The 16,688-nt window shown below is 34.5% G+C and carries 15 protein-coding genes; 9 read left to right on the plus strand and 6 right to left on the minus strand.

The genetic code is table 11. From position 1 onward, the window contains the following. Window positions 1–109: 109 nt before the first annotated feature. From WD055_05335 to WD055_05345, 3 genes are read left to right on the plus strand one after another with little or no spacing between them, the layout of a single operon-like run. Window positions 110–1,630 carry a hypothetical protein gene (locus tag WD055_05335; protein ID MEX0849628.1) on the plus strand — a complete coding sequence of 507 codons (1,521 nt, stop codon included), beginning with the start codon at window positions 110–112 and terminating at the stop codon, window positions 1,628–1,630. 28 nt (window positions 1,631–1,658) lie between these two features. Then, window positions 1,659–3,137 (plus strand): FAD-dependent oxidoreductase, encoded by a 1,479-nt coding sequence (locus WD055_05340; protein MEX0849629.1) that lies wholly within the window; start codon window positions 1,659–1,661, stop codon window positions 3,135–3,137. A 22-nt stretch (window positions 3,138–3,159) separates the two neighbouring features. Beyond that, window positions 3,160–4,653 carry an alpha/beta hydrolase-fold protein gene (locus tag WD055_05345; protein MEX0849630.1) on the plus strand — a complete coding sequence of 498 codons (1,494 nt, stop codon included), beginning with the start codon at window positions 3,160–3,162 and terminating at the stop codon, window positions 4,651–4,653. A gap of 76 nt (window positions 4,654–4,729) precedes the next feature. On the opposite strand, the gene WD055_05350 is transcribed toward WD055_05345, so the two are convergent. Further along, window positions 4,730–5,722, minus strand: coding sequence for an FAD-dependent oxidoreductase (locus WD055_05350; GenBank protein ID MEX0849631.1), 993 nt, complete (start codon window positions 5,720–5,722; stop codon window positions 4,730–4,732). Window positions 5,723–5,840: 118 nt separating this feature from the next. Between WD055_05350 and WD055_05355 the strand changes: the two genes are divergently transcribed. The 4 genes from WD055_05355 (at window position 5,841) to WD055_05370 (ending at window position 8,877) form a co-directional block, all read left to right on the plus strand. Further along, window positions 5,841–6,839: a hypothetical protein gene (locus WD055_05355; GenBank protein MEX0849632.1), complete on the plus strand. Its 999-nt coding sequence runs from the start codon at window positions 5,841–5,843 to the stop codon at window positions 6,837–6,839. A 28-nt stretch (window positions 6,840–6,867) separates the two neighbouring features. After that, a complete protein-coding gene (locus WD055_05360) occupies window positions 6,868–7,341 on the plus strand; it encodes a TspO/MBR family protein (protein MEX0849633.1) in 474 nt (157 codons plus the stop codon). Between the two features lie 76 nt (window positions 7,342–7,417). Continuing rightward, entirely contained in the window at window positions 7,418–8,092 is a 675-nt protein-coding gene (locus WD055_05365; GenBank protein MEX0849634.1) for a hypothetical protein, read from the plus strand. Window positions 8,093–8,172: 80 nt separating this feature from the next. Then, a complete protein-coding gene (locus WD055_05370) occupies window positions 8,173–8,877 on the plus strand; it encodes a hypothetical protein (protein ID MEX0849635.1) in 705 nt (234 codons plus the stop codon). 365 nt (window positions 8,878–9,242) lie between these two features. Here the strand turns inward: WD055_05370 and WD055_05375 are convergent, their stop codons facing one another. Then, complete coding sequence (locus WD055_05375) at window positions 9,243–9,428, minus strand: hypothetical protein (protein ID MEX0849636.1); 186 nt, start codon at window positions 9,426–9,428, stop codon at window positions 9,243–9,245. Between the two features lie 120 nt (window positions 9,429–9,548). Here WD055_05375 and WD055_05380 point away from each other — a divergent pair, with 120 nt between their 5' ends. After that, on the plus strand, window positions 9,549–10,766 hold the full coding sequence (locus WD055_05380; protein ID MEX0849637.1) for a dicarboxylate/amino acid:cation symporter: 1,218 nt from the start codon (window positions 9,549–9,551) through the stop codon (window positions 10,764–10,766). A gap of 244 nt (window positions 10,767–11,010) precedes the next feature. Here the strand turns inward: WD055_05380 and WD055_05385 are convergent, their stop codons facing one another. From WD055_05385 to WD055_05395, 3 genes are all read right to left on the minus strand, one after another. Then, window positions 11,011–11,895 (minus strand): CapA family protein, encoded by an 885-nt coding sequence (locus WD055_05385; protein ID MEX0849638.1) that lies wholly within the window; start codon window positions 11,893–11,895, stop codon window positions 11,011–11,013. Between the two features lie 9 nt (window positions 11,896–11,904). Beyond that, entirely contained in the window at window positions 11,905–12,231 is a 327-nt protein-coding gene (locus WD055_05390) for a hypothetical protein (GenBank protein ID MEX0849639.1), read from the minus strand. A 140-nt stretch (window positions 12,232–12,371) separates the two neighbouring features. Then, window positions 12,372–13,133, minus strand: a complete 762-nt coding sequence (locus WD055_05395) for an AAA family ATPase (GenBank protein MEX0849640.1) — start codon at window positions 13,131–13,133, stop codon at window positions 12,372–12,374. Between the two features lie 375 nt (window positions 13,134–13,508). Between WD055_05395 and WD055_05400 the strand changes: the two genes are divergently transcribed. Continuing rightward, window positions 13,509–14,759, plus strand: a complete 1,251-nt coding sequence (locus WD055_05400; protein MEX0849641.1) for a Glu/Leu/Phe/Val dehydrogenase — start codon at window positions 13,509–13,511, stop codon at window positions 14,757–14,759. A gap of 166 nt (window positions 14,760–14,925) precedes the next feature. Here the strand turns inward: WD055_05400 and WD055_05405 are convergent, their stop codons facing one another. After that, window positions 14,926–15,681 (minus strand): Nif3-like dinuclear metal center hexameric protein, encoded by a 756-nt coding sequence (locus WD055_05405; GenBank protein ID MEX0849642.1) that lies wholly within the window; start codon window positions 15,679–15,681, stop codon window positions 14,926–14,928. Window positions 15,682–16,688 lie beyond the last annotated feature (1,007 nt).

The raw sequence follows: 16,688 nt of genomic DNA on the forward strand, positions 1-16,688 counted from the left end.
AATATTGATTTATTTACATTAATACACTATAAGTGTAAAAGTAAACTTAAAATAAATGTAAAAGTAAACTTAAAAAAGTATGTTTTTTTAAATTCAAAAGGAGTCGATAGTGAAGAAAAAACTATTAATGTTGTCACTTTTGTGTTCATTAGTGAGGGCAAATAATTTTACCGGTCATACATATCTTGCCATAAGGCCTGCATTTACATCAGATTTTCCTGAGAAAGTAAGTTTTTTTAGAAATCCAATCAAAAAATTTGGTGACAATCTTAACTATGCTTTTCAAGTAGTTCCTCTTGGAGGACAAACTACCAATGCCGGTGATTTAGCCGAATATTTTTCATTTTGTAACAAACGTTGTTTAAAAGTTGCGGCCGATGGAGCTCAAGATTTTTCAGTAGATCCTCGTGCACGTGATGTGAACTCATTTCATTTTAATATTGTTGGTGGCGATAATAATTTTGAAAGTTGTGTTTGCTTTAAACCACGTCAATCATTTGCCGGTGCAGGTTTTGAGTATCAACAATATTTAGGCTGTGATAGCATCTGGTGGTTTGATATTTCAGCTCCAATTTTGTGGGTAAAAAATGACATGAATCTTTGCGAAACTGTTTCACAAGAGCTAGGAGGTGATGTACCCTCAACTTCAGCAAAAAACATGACAGAAGCTTTTTCAGGTCAAAAACCTTTTGTTAATACTGTTGACGGTGAGCAAGTTGCTGCTGATGTATGGCATTTTGGTAAAATTTGTGGGCCTCAATCAAAAACTCGTTTGGGTGATATTGAAGTAAAAGTTGGTTATGATTGGGCAAACTGCGATGAATACTATGTTCGTTCATATGTAGGAATGGTGGCTCCAACAAGTAACAAACCAAATGCTGAATTCATGTTTGAGCCGGTTGCAGGTAATGGTGCTCACTGGGGTGTTATGAGTGGTGGTTATGCAGGTGTTAAATTATGGGAATGCAATGACGAGCATGTAGTATGGGCGAACTTTGCTGCAAATGGTCGCTATCTATTTAAAAATACTCAAAAACGTTCATTTGATATAAAAGGTAAGCCTTGGTCACGTTATATGGCTGTTTTTGCAAGTGCAGAAGATGCTGCAAATAATATTCTTTCTTCCGGTATTAATCTCTTTACTCGTGCTGTTGAAGTGACGCCACGTACGCAGTTTAATTTGAATGCTGCATTGACTTATGATCGTTGTAATTGGGCCGGTGAATTAGGTTACAATATCTATGCAAAACAGGTTGAAAAAGTAAAAATAAAAGACTGTAGTGATAAATGTAATATCATAGCATTTGAAGCTCCGGCTTTCCCTGATGTTGATGGTTCATTTACATCTGCAAATGTTATAAATAGAGCTGTTACTATTGGTGAAGATTTTGAACTTTGCCAAATGCCATATAAAGAAGCTTTAGCTCTTACTTGTTGCGATCTTGATATTATGTCAGGGACAAGCCCTTGTGCATTAACTAATATATTGTATGCAACTGGTGGCTACGATTGGAATATGTGCAATTGTTACCCAGCCTTATTAGCTGTTGGTGGTTCATATGAATTTGCGCCTGAAAATTCAGCTGTTAATCGTTGGATGGTTTGGGGTAAATGGACAGTTGCTTGGTAATACTAAATCCAATTAGGAGCAAAAAAACATGTTTAAGAAAATAGTTTTAATAAGTATGGCTTTGGCCATGCATTCTACAGCCATTTTTGGTGCAGAATGCGTAACAGCATCTAATGCACAAGTGTGTTGCGGACAAATGATTTTTGAACCGGAATCAATTACAGATGTGCAACAGATTATTACAGATGCTGTAGCAATGAATAAGAAAGTTCGCGCAGTGGCAGCATTACACGGAAGTGTTGATGCAGTATGTGTTCCGGAAGCTCAAGATGATGATCTATGGTTAGTTAAGACTGAAAAATTAAATAGAATTCTTGAGATTGATTTAGAAAATAAGACAGTTACGCTAGAGGCTGGGGTTCCTCTTTTTTATCTTGGTCGCGAAATGGCTAAACACGGCCTTGAACCGATTGCGTTTCCGGGTGCATATGATATTACAATCGGTGGTATGGTAGCAAATGCAGTACATGGCACTGGGCGTAAAGGTTCATATGTTGACACAGTTCTAGAAGTAACTTTGGTTGACGGACAAGGAAATATTGTAGTTATTTCAGACACTTCAAATCCGCAGTGGTTGCCGGCAGTTCGTTGTTGTATGGGTTTGCTCGGCTTTATTTATTCAGTGAAGATTTCGCTTAATCCACAAATTAATCGTGATTTAATTTCGGGGTTGAGTAATGTACAAAGTATTTTGCCTGCTGTAGATGAGCTTCTTGATAATAATCAAGGGTTTCAGTTTCAGTGGAATCCTTATACATTAAATGATGTCAATCTTTCTACAACACAAGCTTTGAATTTTACTAATGACTGCAAAACAAATAATATCGTTAGAGATTATGGAAAATACGCTGGAGCAAGTTTTATTAATGGTGAGTTAGGTCAGATAAATCCTGCACCTCCTCAATTTTTATTTCCTGTAATTACAGATGCAATTGTAAGTGGCTTGGTAGGACCTCCAGGTGTTGAATTTTTCTACAAAGCTTCGCCTAATTTTCATGATCAACAAACGCCAAGTGTCATTATGGAGCTTTCAATTCCAAAAGAACAGTTAGAATCGGCCGTAGAAAAAACAAGAAATATTGCTGATGGTCTTGGTGTTGCAGATTTAGTTTTCTTTATCTTTAATGAAACACGTTTTGTACAAGATGAGAAATTCTTTGCTTATTTAAGTCCATATAATAACTTTAACCGTCCAAATGGTTCGTGGAATATGGGTATCATTACGATTGGACCACGTCCAGTTTTTGCAAATGATGATCCAAACGTAGAAACTGAGGATGCAATTAATGCAGATCTAAGGAATTTTTACGAAACTTGGTACGACATGATGGTTGCTGATTGTGATGCGCGTCCTGTATGGTCTAATAACCCAATGTTTTTGACATTTGCGGAATTAAATACAATGTATGGTGCAGCGAATGTTACAGCATTTAATGCAGTACGTACCACATTAGATCCAAACGATGTTTTTTTGACTCCTTATTGGGCAGATCGTTTAACTCCATAATTTAGGTATTAAAGGTTAGTTTATGAATAAAAAAGCACTATTATTATGTTTGTTGCAAATTACGTTTGTGCAAGCAGTAAGTCTTTTGCAATATAAGAGCTTTCTCCCGGCGAGCAATGTTGGACCTTCTTCGAATAATCCGTTTGAGTACCATCGCTTAGAGCGAGTGGATCCATTTAGGAGTTTTGAGGTTTATTTACCAGAAGCATATAGTGCTCCTGGTAATGAAAATACTAATTTTCCAGTTTGGTATTGGCTGCACGGTTTTGGTCAAAACTTTTCAAGTTATGCAGGCATGTTTGAAATCCTTGATCAGTTAATGGCCTCAGGTGATTTACCTCCAATGATTATTGTTAAAGTTGATGGTAGTTTATCTACATCAACTAGTGGCGAATTGGATAATGGTTATGCAGGAAGTTTTTATATTAATTCTGCGTTTAATGGAAATTTTGAAGATTACTTTATTAACGAAGTAATTCCTTTTGTTGATTCTAACTATAGAACTATTGCAAATAAAGCGAATCGCGGAATTGCTGGCCATGAAATGGGCGGCTATGGAGCTGTAATTTTAGGTTTTAAGCATACAGATTTGTTTAGTTCAATTGTGGCCCATACGCCGGCTGACGTTGTTGCGATGGCAGATACTATTATAAAGCCAAGTTTTTACTCTCGTGTATGGGACGAGATTCCTGCAACGGGTGATGACGCTGGAAGGGTCTTACCTTCAAATGGTGGCTATACATTTGAACTTTTTGCAGAGTCTGCAGCATTAAGTCCTGATTTGTTAAACACCTTTTCATTACAATTACCAATTGTGGTCGATGATGAATGGCGACCTGTTTTGACCAATGGTGAATTTACTATCAATAGTGATGTGGTTGAGCAGTGGTTGGAAAATGATCCGGTCACTATGATTCGTAATGATGCTGCATTACGTGAAGCATTGAAAGATATTAAGATCTATATCGATTATGGAAAACCTGAAGATCAAACTTCATCAAATGGTGCAATTCGTTTATCACAAGAATTGAGCTGCAAAGATATACCACATGAAACAGTGGTTTTTTCAGGAACATCATTTCCACAACGTTGTGCATTAACACCATCAAACAATCTGTTGCTGCAATTTGTTTTTCCTGCCTTACAAAGATCAGCTGAAGTTGTTTCAGGTCAGGGATTGCAAAGTATTCCCTTTTTGATTGATTTAATTGTGCGTGCATTGGATATTCCATTTGATGATTATAATAGTATATCAATCAACAGGACTAATATTGGTAGTTTTATTAATAACTTTTGTGCTGGCGTACCTGCAACCGACATCAGAGATATTTTGATTAATCCTGATTTCCGCACTTGTTTACAAGATAATGGTGTTGATCCGGATACATTTAATATTGATTATTTTGTATTGAATCAAGTGTTACAATTCAATCCACCACAATTCAATATTGTATCAGATGGATTTGCAAAGCCACTATGTTCAGCATGTAAATTGTTTTTACCACTTCCTTGTTAAAACTTAATTTTGGGTTATATGGTAGGATTTTTTTAAAAGAATCCTACCATGTTTTTTGCAAAGGTTTTGTAATATTCTATCCCAATAAGCTTTGTACACAATAGGGTATATAGCTTACTCCTTTTGCGCCAAAACCGGAAAAAATACCAATATTTTTGTATGTATTGTGCCATTTAGTAATGGGTCTATGCCCTAATGTTGTAGGGCGTATTCCTGCCTTATGGCTAATTATTTCATAGGGAACATTAATAATTTTTTCAAGTTCAGAGCAAAGCCAATTACGGCCTTTTTCAGATGGGAATGTATCTTTATAATCTCGTTCAAAGGTTGCACCAACATGATATAAGTTATTGCCGATTGGCAATAAGAAAACATTGCTGGAAATAATCTGCGCAATAGATTTGTTCATTTTTATAGTAAGTAGTTCACCTTTTGTCGGATTCATTTTTTCTTGATTAAAAAAGCGATTATTAATTGCCTGCAATCCGTTGCAGAAGATTATTTTTTTTGCGCATATATTTTTATAATGAATTTCATTTTCATTGACTGTAAGTTGTGTTTCATCGAACCAATCTTCAAGATATGTATGTTTTGTTTTTAAAAGTGCACGATAGCTGTTGAGTAAAATTTCTGTATCTACCCATCCGGTATGCTGGATTTCAATTGCATTAAATTTTTTTTTATTTATTTCGTAGCTAATTGGTTTTATGTATTGCCGGTATGCAGGGTCATCAAGGCGTTTTTGTGCATTTTTTTTTAGATCATCAGTAATAAGCAGTTTGATATAGGGAACTTGATAAAAAAAACTGATACTTAATGTTTTTTCTAATTCTTGATAGAAGTTGGGTAATACAGGAGCAATTTCATCAGCTTGCCAAATTTTGGCTATTCTTTGACCTGCAATTGGGCTGAATATGCCGCCGGCAACGTATGAGGCTGCGTTTGGATTAAACCTGTTTATCACTAAGCATTTTTTGCCCGCTTGCATAAGTTTATACGAAAGGATTGAACCTGCCAGCCCCTGACCAATAATAAGATATTCATATTTTTTTTGATTAACTTTATTCATGTTTATTAGTTTACCATATTTATCAAGCCCTGAATATTTGTGAAAAACCCTTATAAATAAACCCTTTACTTTGTTTTTCCACTCTTGTTAGAATGATATTATGTAAGAAGGAGGAAGTATGAGAAATACAAAAAACAGATACTTTATACTGTTTGTAGCAGTTTTTAGCTATTCTTGGACGCAAGCAGCAAATTATTTGCCCAATAGCTATAATGGTGTAGCAATTACGCCGCATACTGTTTATGGGCTAATGCCGCCTATAGATACTCAGTTAGAGTCAAAAATTAATATATGGCTGCAAAATAATAGTAGTTTAGTTGATCAGTTGCTGAATATTGGAAATCCAACAGCATGGCAACACAAGTGGCAAGGAGATTCTGACCTGTTAAAACAGTATGGATATAAGAATTTAAGTCATGATGGATACGTTGCCAGTATCCCTGAAACTGACTATTTATTTAAAATTTCAGGTCCAAAGCATCAAGTTTTGAGTATGTTGGCGACAAAAGGTTTAGTTGATGAAAAACTGTTGCAAGACAATCAATATTTGAATGAACAAGTGGCTAAGCGTTTACAAGGTCAAACGTTGCCAACTTATCAAACGGCAAGTCGTGCAGCTTATTATCTTTTGTTGAAATCTTTGCTTGAAAAAAATAGGTATCAACATTTGCGAGTTCCTGAAACATTTTTGCTGTTTGTTCCGGGTCATGATAAAAATGTTAGCGATGGGAATGTAATACTTGTCCAAAAAATGGTTGATAATTTGCATGAACAAGGTATTTTGAATATTTCAAATGGTGCTATAAAAGAACTTTATGAAGTTATTGTTTTGGCCGGGCTTTGGAACGTTAAGGATAATCTTTTAGTCAGCAAGTCAGGAGATATGTTTATTACCAATGGACTGCATGTCATTGGCTTTGAAGAATACCCTAATATGAGTTCGAAGCATTTTTTTCATAAGAACAAAAAGATTTTCGATCAAAATCGGATCCGCGGTATAAAAGGATTGATGGATTTATTTGCTTCGGATAGCTCTAAAATTGCCTTGATAAAAGAGTTAATTGAGAATGATAATAGATTAAGTGATTGCGATAAGTCAGAGCTTTTAAAAGATTAATTATAATAATTTTTTTCGGAGAGGCGTAATGGAAATATCTATTAAACTGAATTATATTGTTTTTTCATTGATCACTTTTGTGGTTTCAGTTTTAGGAAGATTTTATACAAGTGCCGGTATGCAATGGTATTACACTTTAAACTTGCCAAGTTATACTCCTCCGGGTTGGTTTATTGGAAGTGTTTGGACCGTGATTTTTGCTTTGACAACTATTGCCGTTATTATGGCTTGGAATCGATTTCAACGTGATACTCAGTTTTGGGCAATTATGGGTTTATTTGCATTGAACGCATTTTTCAATGTTCTTTGGACCTATCTCTTTTTTTATAAACATATGATAAAGCTCTCATTTCTTGATGCAGGTGCTCTTTTTGTAACCGTGCTTTTGCTCATTATTATGATTGGCCAACGTTCGCTTTTTATTGCAAGTTTATTGGCGCCATATTTAGGGTGGGTTGCTTTTGCCGCTTGGTTGAACCTTATGATTTGGTTTATGAATTAATTAACACTTTTTTCTTTTACGGTTTATAGAGTATACTCCTTTCTAAAACACATATCTTTTATCTGAAAGAAAAAATATGAAACAGCGTATTCTCGGTTTATTATTGTTGCTTGTCTCTTTAATAATTTATGGATTGGATGATCAAAATTTGAGCGTAGTAATTCAATCGATAATAGATAATGATTTGAAAACATTTAATGAGCATTTTGTGCCAGACTTAGTCAAAAAAGTTATTGTTTATGAGGGTGATTATATTGATCTACTTGGAATTGCTTCACAGGGCAAAAGTTCAAATACATCGATTTTTATTAAAAAAATTATTCAAGAAGGTGGAGATCCAAACCGAAGCAAATTCTATAGACCTATGCCCACAAGGCATATACGTCGGCTTGATGGATCCTTGGAAGCAATATCTGAAGTGCAAAGTATAAAGACATTATTTCCTCTTGAACGAGCGATTAGAGCAGGGAATGTATTGGCGGTTGAATCATTGCTCAAATGTGGTGCGAATATTGAACAAACATCTGTATCGCAATCAATATGGGAAAAACTATTTTGTCCAAAACCAACTCCACTATCTCAAGCTCAAAAATATGAATCAATGGCAAGCACTCGCTTATCTATTCATGCATCGGGACCTTTGCAAGTGCCCGGTACGCGGGCAGAATACATGCAAATTGTTGTACTATTGCAACAACATCTTGCGCAACAAGGATTAGAAAAGAGTGAATATAGTTGTTCTGTTCAGTAATTTTTGATACATATTTTTTCTTTTTTATATTTTTAAAGTATAATGTTTTGAATATAAACATTTTTATGCGAAAGAGTGATATGAAACAATATTTGTTCAGTCTATTTTTAATGATTCCTTCAATACTGTTCTGTGCAAACAATCAGCAGGATTTAGTTAGAAGAGTTGCATTGGCAATTAAATCTGGAAATTTAGCAGAATTTGATGTGCATTTCTGTTCAGATATGACTGATTTTCTTTGTGTTGAGAATCAAGGAGATGACTATATTGATCTTTTAGGTTTTGCAGCAAAGAGTAAAAATTTATATACCAAATATTTTATTAAGAGAATCATTGATGGTGGTGCAGATCCTAATAAAGATGATCCAATTTTGTTTCAACAAGCTGTAGATCAAACTTTCCCAGACGGAACGGTTCATGCTTCAGGCTTTAGTAAGTTGGTGCAAACCTTTTTACCTATTGAGCGAGCGATTGAGTACGGTAATGTTGAGGGTGTAAGTGCATTGCTAGAAAATGGCGCCGATGTTGAAAAATCTTCTTTTAGGCCGCGATCCTTTTTTGCGAAGTTATTTAGTTGTTATCCGATGCCCCTAGCTCAAGCCCAAAAGTATCTATCGGTTACACAAGATCGCCCTTCTGATGATACGCCCGGAACGGCAGAAGCACCGGGAACGCGAGCAGAATACAAACAAATTATTGAGTTATTACAACAACATATTGAGAGAAAAATTCAGGAAGAAGTTGAATCGAACGATATTGGTGGTATGGGTTGTGTAGTTCAATAAAAAACTCACCTTTCGCAAAATTATTTTGTACTTTTTTTCAATAAAAGTGTGAACAGTTTTTAAAAATTTTTTGTATAGCAATGATTACTATAGATGAAATACATTTGCCCATTTTGTCATCAAGTATGTTCAAACAATTCTTAAATAGAATGTAATAATCCAGGGGCAAAACACAAAAGCAATTTACCTATTTTGTCATCAAGTATGTTGTTAACTTGATGACAAAATGGGCAAATTTATTTATTTTTTTTATTTAGATTATTATTACATACTATTTGAAAACTGTGTGATAATTATTTTAAAAAGCGTTTCTTCTAAAATAAGTTATTAAATCTGTGAGTGCGTAAGGTGATTTTTAAATATATTTATAACTGTTTTTGCAATAATATAATGTGCCTGTTCAAATCATCTTTGAGTTCTTTGAGTTGATCAGCTATATCTTCGCCTTCAGAGCTTTGAGCATTTTCAATTGCATGCTTTTCTAAAAACCAACATAGTTTACTTAGTTTATAAAGTAATTTTACTTTGTCATATTGAGCATCATGTAACATGAATATCTCCCAGTTTAAACATCTTAAATAATATTATATGAAATAGTATCATATTGATTTACACTATTTCTATAAGTTGTCTTTATGAGTCAAAACATTTGTCATATTAAAAGGGAAAAAATGAATCGCAATTGGTTAACCTCACATCTTATATCATTAAATAGTTTTATTTTAATTGCAGCAGGTTTAGGGACTGTTGCCGGTCTGTATTTTCCGCAACTATATCCATTCGCGGATGTTGTTTCTGAAACAGTAATCAGTTTATTAAAGTTAATTAGTTTACCTCTTATATTTTTCTCAGTTACTGCAACAATTTCGGGAATGTCCAGTGTTGATGAAATGCGCTTGATTGGGCGAAAAGTGATAAAATATACTATTTCAACGACTGTCATTGCAGCAACTGTTGCTCTTATTATATTTTTAATTATTGATCCGACCGCCTCAGATTTTGTGTGTGAAGTTGCTAATGGTGATGATTTTGGCGGTTATTTTGATTTTATGTGTAAATTGGTTCCTTCCAATGTAGTGACCACTTTTGCTGAAAATAATGTAATCGGCATCATGTTGATTGCGCTTGGTTTAAGCTTTGCAACGCTTACACTGCCTGAGGAAAACAAGCAATCGCTGAATCTTTTTTTCTCCAGTTTTTTTGCAGTACTTTTGCGCATCACCCAAGCAATGGTTTATGTGATACCGGTCGGCGTCTGGGCCTTTACGGTGTTATTTATTAAAAACATTAAAGTAGAGCCTGGCAACGATTTGAGGAAGTTGGCATTATATGTTATTTGTATTTTGCTTGCTAATTTTGTACAAGGCTTTATTGTTTTACCTCTGTTTTTGAAATGGAAAGGCTATAAGCCTTTTGCTTCGCTTAAAGGGATGTCTCCGGCGCTTTCGGTTGCATTTTTTTCACGTTCCTCAAATATTGCCCTTCCTATGACTATGGAATGCACTCAACGCACTTTTGGTGTTTCAGAAAAAGTTTCCAATATTACCCTGCCATTATGTTCTACAATTAACATGAACGCCTGTGCGGCATTTATACTCACCACAGTTCTATTTGTTGCGCAAAGCAGTGGTATGGTATTCAGTTTGTTTGATATGATTTTATGGATTTTTATTGCAACAATTGCTGCAATCGGCAATGCCGGTGTGCCTATGGGTTGTTATTTTTTATCTGGGGCCTTGTTGACCACGATGAATGTTCCGCTTGAACTATTAGGTGTTATTTTGCCTTTATATGCGTTAATCGATATGTTCGAAACAGCTGTCAATGTGTGGTCTGATTCATGTGTTGCTGCTATGGTGCAAAAAGAGGTACCTTTCGATACCTTTTGACAGGATAGCAGGACAGCTTTCGCTGTGCTTAATTTCAGTTGATACTGTAATTCTGGCGAATAGGCGAGTTAGACCTAAATAAAAGGTAATAAACGTATACCTTTAGGCCATTTAAGATAATTAGATAATTTATACATTTTGGCTGTTTTTTATTTCTTTTTTTATTTGTTGTAACCATATTGGCGTGTGTAGTTCGTTTGAAAAAAAGAGGCATCATATTATGATTGCCCCTTTCTTCTTTTATCTAAAATTCAATTTCACCGTTATCTGAAATTGTAGTACCCAAATTCTTGCTAATAGTTTGCATTAGTGTAATTGCTTCAGTTTTATTTTCATCAGTAGCTTTTTTTAGTTGGTTTTCTTGTAGTAGCACCGGGATGAGTTTTGCTTTATGTATTGATCTTTTTTCAACTTCAATTTCATAGATAAATGAGCGTGGTATACTTTGTTTTTCATTGCTCATATAAATATCAACAAAATCACCGGAATCATATATGATCAATTTGCCGTTATAATTTTCAACGCCTAAATATACATGGTCGCTTTCACCATGTATAATATCAATTCCTTCATCAATAAGTGTATGTGCAAATCGTTGATAAGTGTCATTTGGTTCAGGGCGTTCAGAGCCCCATTGTACAAGTGCAACTAAAATATCGACCTCTTGTTTTATTTCATGTAATAGACTTTTAATTGGAGTAACATCGCCAAAGGGTGTATAAAAAATGTTTGGACCATCAGTGTGCTGTTCATGTTCTTTTTTATTTGAAAATCCAATAATGCCGATTTTGATACCATTTGTTTCAAATTCAACCGGCTCGTGTGCTTGATGCTCATTGATGCCGATACCAACGGTGTGGATGTCAGCTCTGTTTAATGCAAGAGGTACTTTGCTGTTATCATGAATCAACATATTATCGGCTAAATTTATCAATTCAATATTTCCTGCCTTAATTACATGTACTGCATTTTGTGTATTATCTACTAATTGGTGAAACAGTTGTTGTTGTGGATTAAGCAAGCGGAGGTCCTGTTTTTGTAAAACGTCCTTTATGTCAGCCCAAAAAAAATCGTAATCCGACTCAATGTACTTGCCAACGAAAACGTTGCTTAAAATCGCTAATTTCATTAAATTCCCCTATTTAAGTGGTCTGCCACCTTTGAGTTGATAGTCTTGGCGTTGTGGGTATTCCTCACCCCAATCTTTTTCCCATTTTTTTAGTTCACGTAAAAATGCACGTTCAGCAAATTCAGTTAGAGTCAGTCCGGGTTCCCAATAAACGGCATTTTTTACTTTATCAATGAGGTCTACTGAAATATGAATGGTCACTCGTTGTTTGAGCGCTTTTTCATCAAGAGTTTCAACCGTTTTTGTTGCAGGTTTTGTTTGTTTTGGTTTTGCCTGTGGTGACAAATAATCGGTTAATGGATTTGCTTCTATTGTTTTATTTTTCTTCTTTGCCATTATTGCTTCCTTTTATTCATTGGTTTACGATGTGTACGTTTTCATTGTTTTGGTATATGACTCTAAGCTTGTTTTGGAATGGTAATGTATATCTTCGTCATACTTTTGGTATCCATTAAAAAGCCAAAAGTATGACAATATTATTTACGTTCCTGCTTAATAACTTCTCGAGCCAATAGTCTATAATCTTGCGAACCATTACAATGAGTATCATATTTAGTAATTGGTTGTAGATAACTTGGGGCTTCAGACAATCTAATATTTTCACGAATTGCAGTTTTATACATTTTATCTTTAAAATTAGTGCGTAATTCCTTGACCACCTCTTTTGCATGGTTTGTACGTAAATCAACACGACATGGTACAATGCCTGAAATACGAAGTTTTGGATTGAGGCGGTCTTTGATAACTGAAATTGTTTGTAGTAGTTGAATTAATCCGGATAGAGCCATAATGCGAGCCTCAACGGGAACAATGATTTCATGCACTGCTGTTAATGCATTAATAGTTAAAATGCCAAGTGTAGGTGGACAATCAATAATAATATAATCATATTGACCTCTTTTGATCTCTTGGAATTTGTTTTTCAAAATTATTTCAGCACCAACTTCTTGTGCCAGACGTTTTTCAAGTCCCATTAACCATGATGATGATGGAATTAAATCAATGAACTCATCATCTGTTGGGATAATAATGTCATTAATATCTGTTTTATTAGTAAACAGTTCAAATAACCCTTTTGCGTCTCTTGGTTGCCCAAACCATGATGAAGTTGAAGCTTGTGGATCTAGATCGATGAGTAAAACTTTTCTTTTTTTTTCAGCAAGTGTTGCTGTTAGGTTGACTGCGGTTGTGGTTTTTCCACTGCCACCTTTTTGATTAATAATTGCAATTTTACGCATTGCAAACCCCTTCTTATTAGGATAATAAATGTTTACTTTTATGTGATTTATGCTTTGGTGCCCCTATGATCAATGGGATGCTAACATGGCAAATATGTTAATTGCAATAAAAACTGTTTTTATTTTTATACTGTTGTTTATTAAAACGTATAAAATGAAGTGAAAGAAGATTGTCATAAAGGTATACCTTTATGACGTTCCCTTTTATGTACGAAAGGTGCCAAAAAGAGGTAAAGACGCTAAACAGTACAATAGAATATTATTAAGCATTATAAAGGTGAATAAACCGTTTTATTTTTGATTTCTTGTGCATGGTCAGTCTCTTTTTTTACACTCATTTTGTTTTAAAAAATTTAAAAAAAAGATGGTAAAAAAATGGATACAAAAGTTATATATGATGATACAGTTTGCCTTATACAAAAAGCATCAAAATCGGTGAAATTATCAAACGCCCTTTTGGAGCAATTGATTAATGTTCAAAAATCTTTGCAGGTCGCCATTACTATTCGTTTAGATAATGGTGAGGTTAAAACCTTTAAAGGATTGCGGATACACCATAATTTGATTCTTGGTCCGGGCAAAGGTGGCATCCGTTTTCATGAACATGTCGATACATATGAAGTTACAAGCCTTGCCATGCTGATGTCATTAAAAAACGCATTATTACGATTGCCGTTTGGTGGTGCAAAAGGTGGTATTGCGGTTAATCCTTCTAGTTTATCAAAAAACGAATTAGAGAAATTAACACGAGCTTATGTTTTGCAGATACATAATTTTGTGGGGCCAAGTAAAGATGTTCCTGCACCGGACATGGGAACAAATGCTCAAACGATGGCTTGGTTTTTAGATACCTATGAAAAAATTAAAGGATATGCATCACCGGCAGCGGTAACAGGAAAACCGTTAGCTCTTGGTGGTATAGCGTTGCGTGAAACTGCAACAGGAAAAGGTGTTTCTTTTTGCATTGCCTATGCATTGAAAAAATTGCATCAAAAAGAGATTAAGCATGCAACAGTTGCGATACAAGGTTTTGGCAATGTTGGTGCCGCAACTGCATTATATTTATCAGATAAGAATGCAAAAATAGTTGCTGTTAGCGATGTTTCAGGGGCTGTTTATAAAAAAGATGGTATTAATATAAAAGAGGCTGTCGATTGGGTTTCTCAAGGAAAGCTCTTAAAAGATATGCAAAATATTGAACATATAACAAATGAGCAATTGCTGAGTTTGGATGTTGATGTTCTTGTTCCTGCTGCAATAGAGAGTGTTATTACCAAAGAAAATATGCATAATATTCAAGCAAAAATAATCGCAGAAGGTGCCAATGGTGCATTAACAAATGATGCAATTGATTATATATATAAAAAAGGTATTTTTGTGATTCCTGATATATTATGCAATGCCGGTGGTGTTGTCGCTTCATATTTTGAATGGGTGCAGTGTAAGCAATCTTTTTTTTGGCATGAAGAAGAAGTTGAGCGATTATTTCTTGAGAAAATGAGGTCAGCTTTTGATAGAGTATCTCAGGTTTCTTTAGATTATGATATTGATATGAAAAATGCAGCAGTGATTGATGCTGTTTTGCACATTGCGTCATCAATGAAAGAGCGTGGTCTGTTTTTTTAATATATGCTTATATATAGATATATTTTAGTATTACCTATAAGGTATTACAGGCTTATTCCATTAATGTGTAATTACTGAAAAAAGGTACCAAAAATACATTTGCAAATACGTATACATTGTGTGTAAATAAGGTTTATATGTATTGGCAACCAATGTATCACAAGAATTATAAGCCGGTTGGCAATTCTATAAACTCTGTTTCGATGTTAAATGTATCATGTAGATGTTGCGCTAAAGCTTTTAATCCTACTGTTTCTGTTGCATAATGTCCGGCAAAAATAACATTTATCTGTGCATCTTTAGCTGTTTGGAAAATATCAGCTGAATCACCGGTGATATAAAGATCAACATTCTCTTTTAAACTTTCCCAAAAGCCACCATAACCACCACCGCCGGAAATAACACTTATAGTTTCAATGTCAGGATTTCCAAAAGGAACAACAATGCATTCAGTTTGCAGTTGATTGTTTAATCTGTTTGCAATGTCAGCAAGTTTTATTTTGTTTTTTGTTTTGCCAATCCAGCCGATATTGCCACCTTTTTTTGTATAAAAAGGGCGATTGATTTCAGCATCTAAAAGCTTGAGGAGCTGTGCGTTGTTGCCAACTTCTTTGTGGCGATCAAGGGGTAAATGTGCAGCATATAATGAAATATTATTATCGAGCAGCTTTTGAATACGTTTTTTATTCCATGAAGTTATTGATGGATTGGTAAATTCCCAAAATTGTCCATGATGAACAATGAGCATATCAGCTTGTGCTGCAATCGCATGATCAAAGCTATCAATACAAGCGTCGACAGCAAAAGCTATTTTTTTAACTTCATTTTTTCCTTCAACCTGCAAACCATTAAAGCAAGTGTCATTAATGCCATCAATGTTTAAAAAATCATCTAGATATGTTGTCAATTCTTTTAAATGCATATTGTTTCCTTTTTATAAATAATGATCTCATCTTGCGTGCTGACAGATTCAATAACTTTAGATTGTAAAAAAGTCTTATAATTATTGTGTAATCAGAAGCTGTATCACAGTTCTTGTAGAAATTATAAGTACGCTTTTAATCTACTACAAACAGTCGTCCTTGTCTTCCTGCCAGCCGTCGCTAAAGCTAAGGCGGGCAGGCTGCGAAGGCAGGAATCCATAAAAAGCTTGTACAATTAAATAGCATAGGCATTGTAGGGCTTATGAGGAAAATTACAGGGAATCTAAAATAATATTTTTTAATGAATTTATTTCATTTATTGTGGATTCCTGCCTTCGCAGGAATGACAGGGGTGAGAAACTTTGTTATTTTGTGTGATAATTATTTTGAAAGTAATTTTTACTAAAATAAGCTTGAAAATTAAACCTGTTTAAAATAATTATTTAAAGCATTACAAAAGATGTGGGTAATGCATAGGCGAATGCGGGGATCCACTAATAAAGAGGTTCATTTTTTTGGTGAATAATAAATGAAATTATTTTTAATATTAATGCATTTATTCAAGCTTAAAACATTGGTGTGACTGAAAATTTATCTTACTGCATACTAATGAAAATTTTTAACTAGTGGATCCCCGCATTCGCCTATGCATTACCCACATTTTATCCTTTAAAAAACATATTTTTTTGTTTTAGGCTTTCCATGGCGCCATTTCCCTCATCCTGTCATTCCTGCGAAGGCAGGAATCCATAAAAAGCTTGTACAATTAAATAGCATAGGCATTGTAGGGCTTATGAGGAAAATTACAGGGAATCTAAAATAATATTTTTTAATGAATTTATTTCATTTATTGTGGATTCCTGCCTTCGCAGGAATGACAGGGGTGAGAAACTTTGTTATTTTGTGTGATAATTATTTTGAAAGTAATTTTTACTAAAATAAGCTTGAAAATTAAACCTGTTTAAAATAATTATTTAAAGCATTACAAAAGATGTGGGTAATGCAT

This window comes from Candidatus Dependentiae bacterium (genome assembly GCA_040878395.1).
Classification (GTDB): Bacteria; Babelota; Babeliae; order Babelales; family Vermiphilaceae; genus JAKBEL01.

Bases quoted from the DNA above. Each gene is read 5' to 3' on its own strand.
- WD055_05340 (MEX0849629.1), top strand. From the start codon at position 1,659: ATGTTTAAGAAAATAGTTTTAATAAGTATGGCTTTGGCCATGCATTCT.
- WD055_05345 (MEX0849630.1), top strand. From the start codon at position 3,160: ATGAATAAAAAAGCACTATTATTATGTTTGTTGCAAATTACGTTTGTG.
- WD055_05350 (MEX0849631.1), bottom strand. From the start codon at position 5,722: ATGAATAAAGTTAATCAAAAAAAATATGAATATCTTATTATTGGTCAG.
- WD055_05355 (MEX0849632.1), top strand. From the start codon at position 5,841: ATGAGAAATACAAAAAACAGATACTTTATACTGTTTGTAGCAGTTTTT.
- WD055_05360 (MEX0849633.1), top strand. From the start codon at position 6,868: ATGGAAATATCTATTAAACTGAATTATATTGTTTTTTCATTGATCACT.
- WD055_05365 (MEX0849634.1), top strand. From the start codon at position 7,418: ATGAAACAGCGTATTCTCGGTTTATTATTGTTGCTTGTCTCTTTAATA.
- WD055_05370 (MEX0849635.1), top strand. From the start codon at position 8,173: ATGAAACAATATTTGTTCAGTCTATTTTTAATGATTCCTTCAATACTG.
- WD055_05375 (MEX0849636.1), bottom strand. From the start codon at position 9,428: ATGTTACATGATGCTCAATATGACAAAGTAAAATTACTTTATAAACTA.
- WD055_05380 (MEX0849637.1), top strand. From the start codon at position 9,549: ATGAATCGCAATTGGTTAACCTCACATCTTATATCATTAAATAGTTTT.
- WD055_05385 (MEX0849638.1), bottom strand. From the start codon at position 11,895: ATGAAATTAGCGATTTTAAGCAACGTTTTCGTTGGCAAGTACATTGAG.
- WD055_05390 (MEX0849639.1), bottom strand. From the start codon at position 12,231: ATGGCAAAGAAGAAAAATAAAACAATAGAAGCAAATCCATTAACCGAT.
- WD055_05395 (MEX0849640.1), bottom strand. From the start codon at position 13,133: ATGCGTAAAATTGCAATTATTAATCAAAAAGGTGGCAGTGGAAAAACC.
- WD055_05400 (MEX0849641.1), top strand. From the start codon at position 13,509: ATGGATACAAAAGTTATATATGATGATACAGTTTGCCTTATACAAAAA.
- WD055_05405 (MEX0849642.1), bottom strand. From the start codon at position 15,681: ATGCATTTAAAAGAATTGACAACATATCTAGATGATTTTTTAAACATT.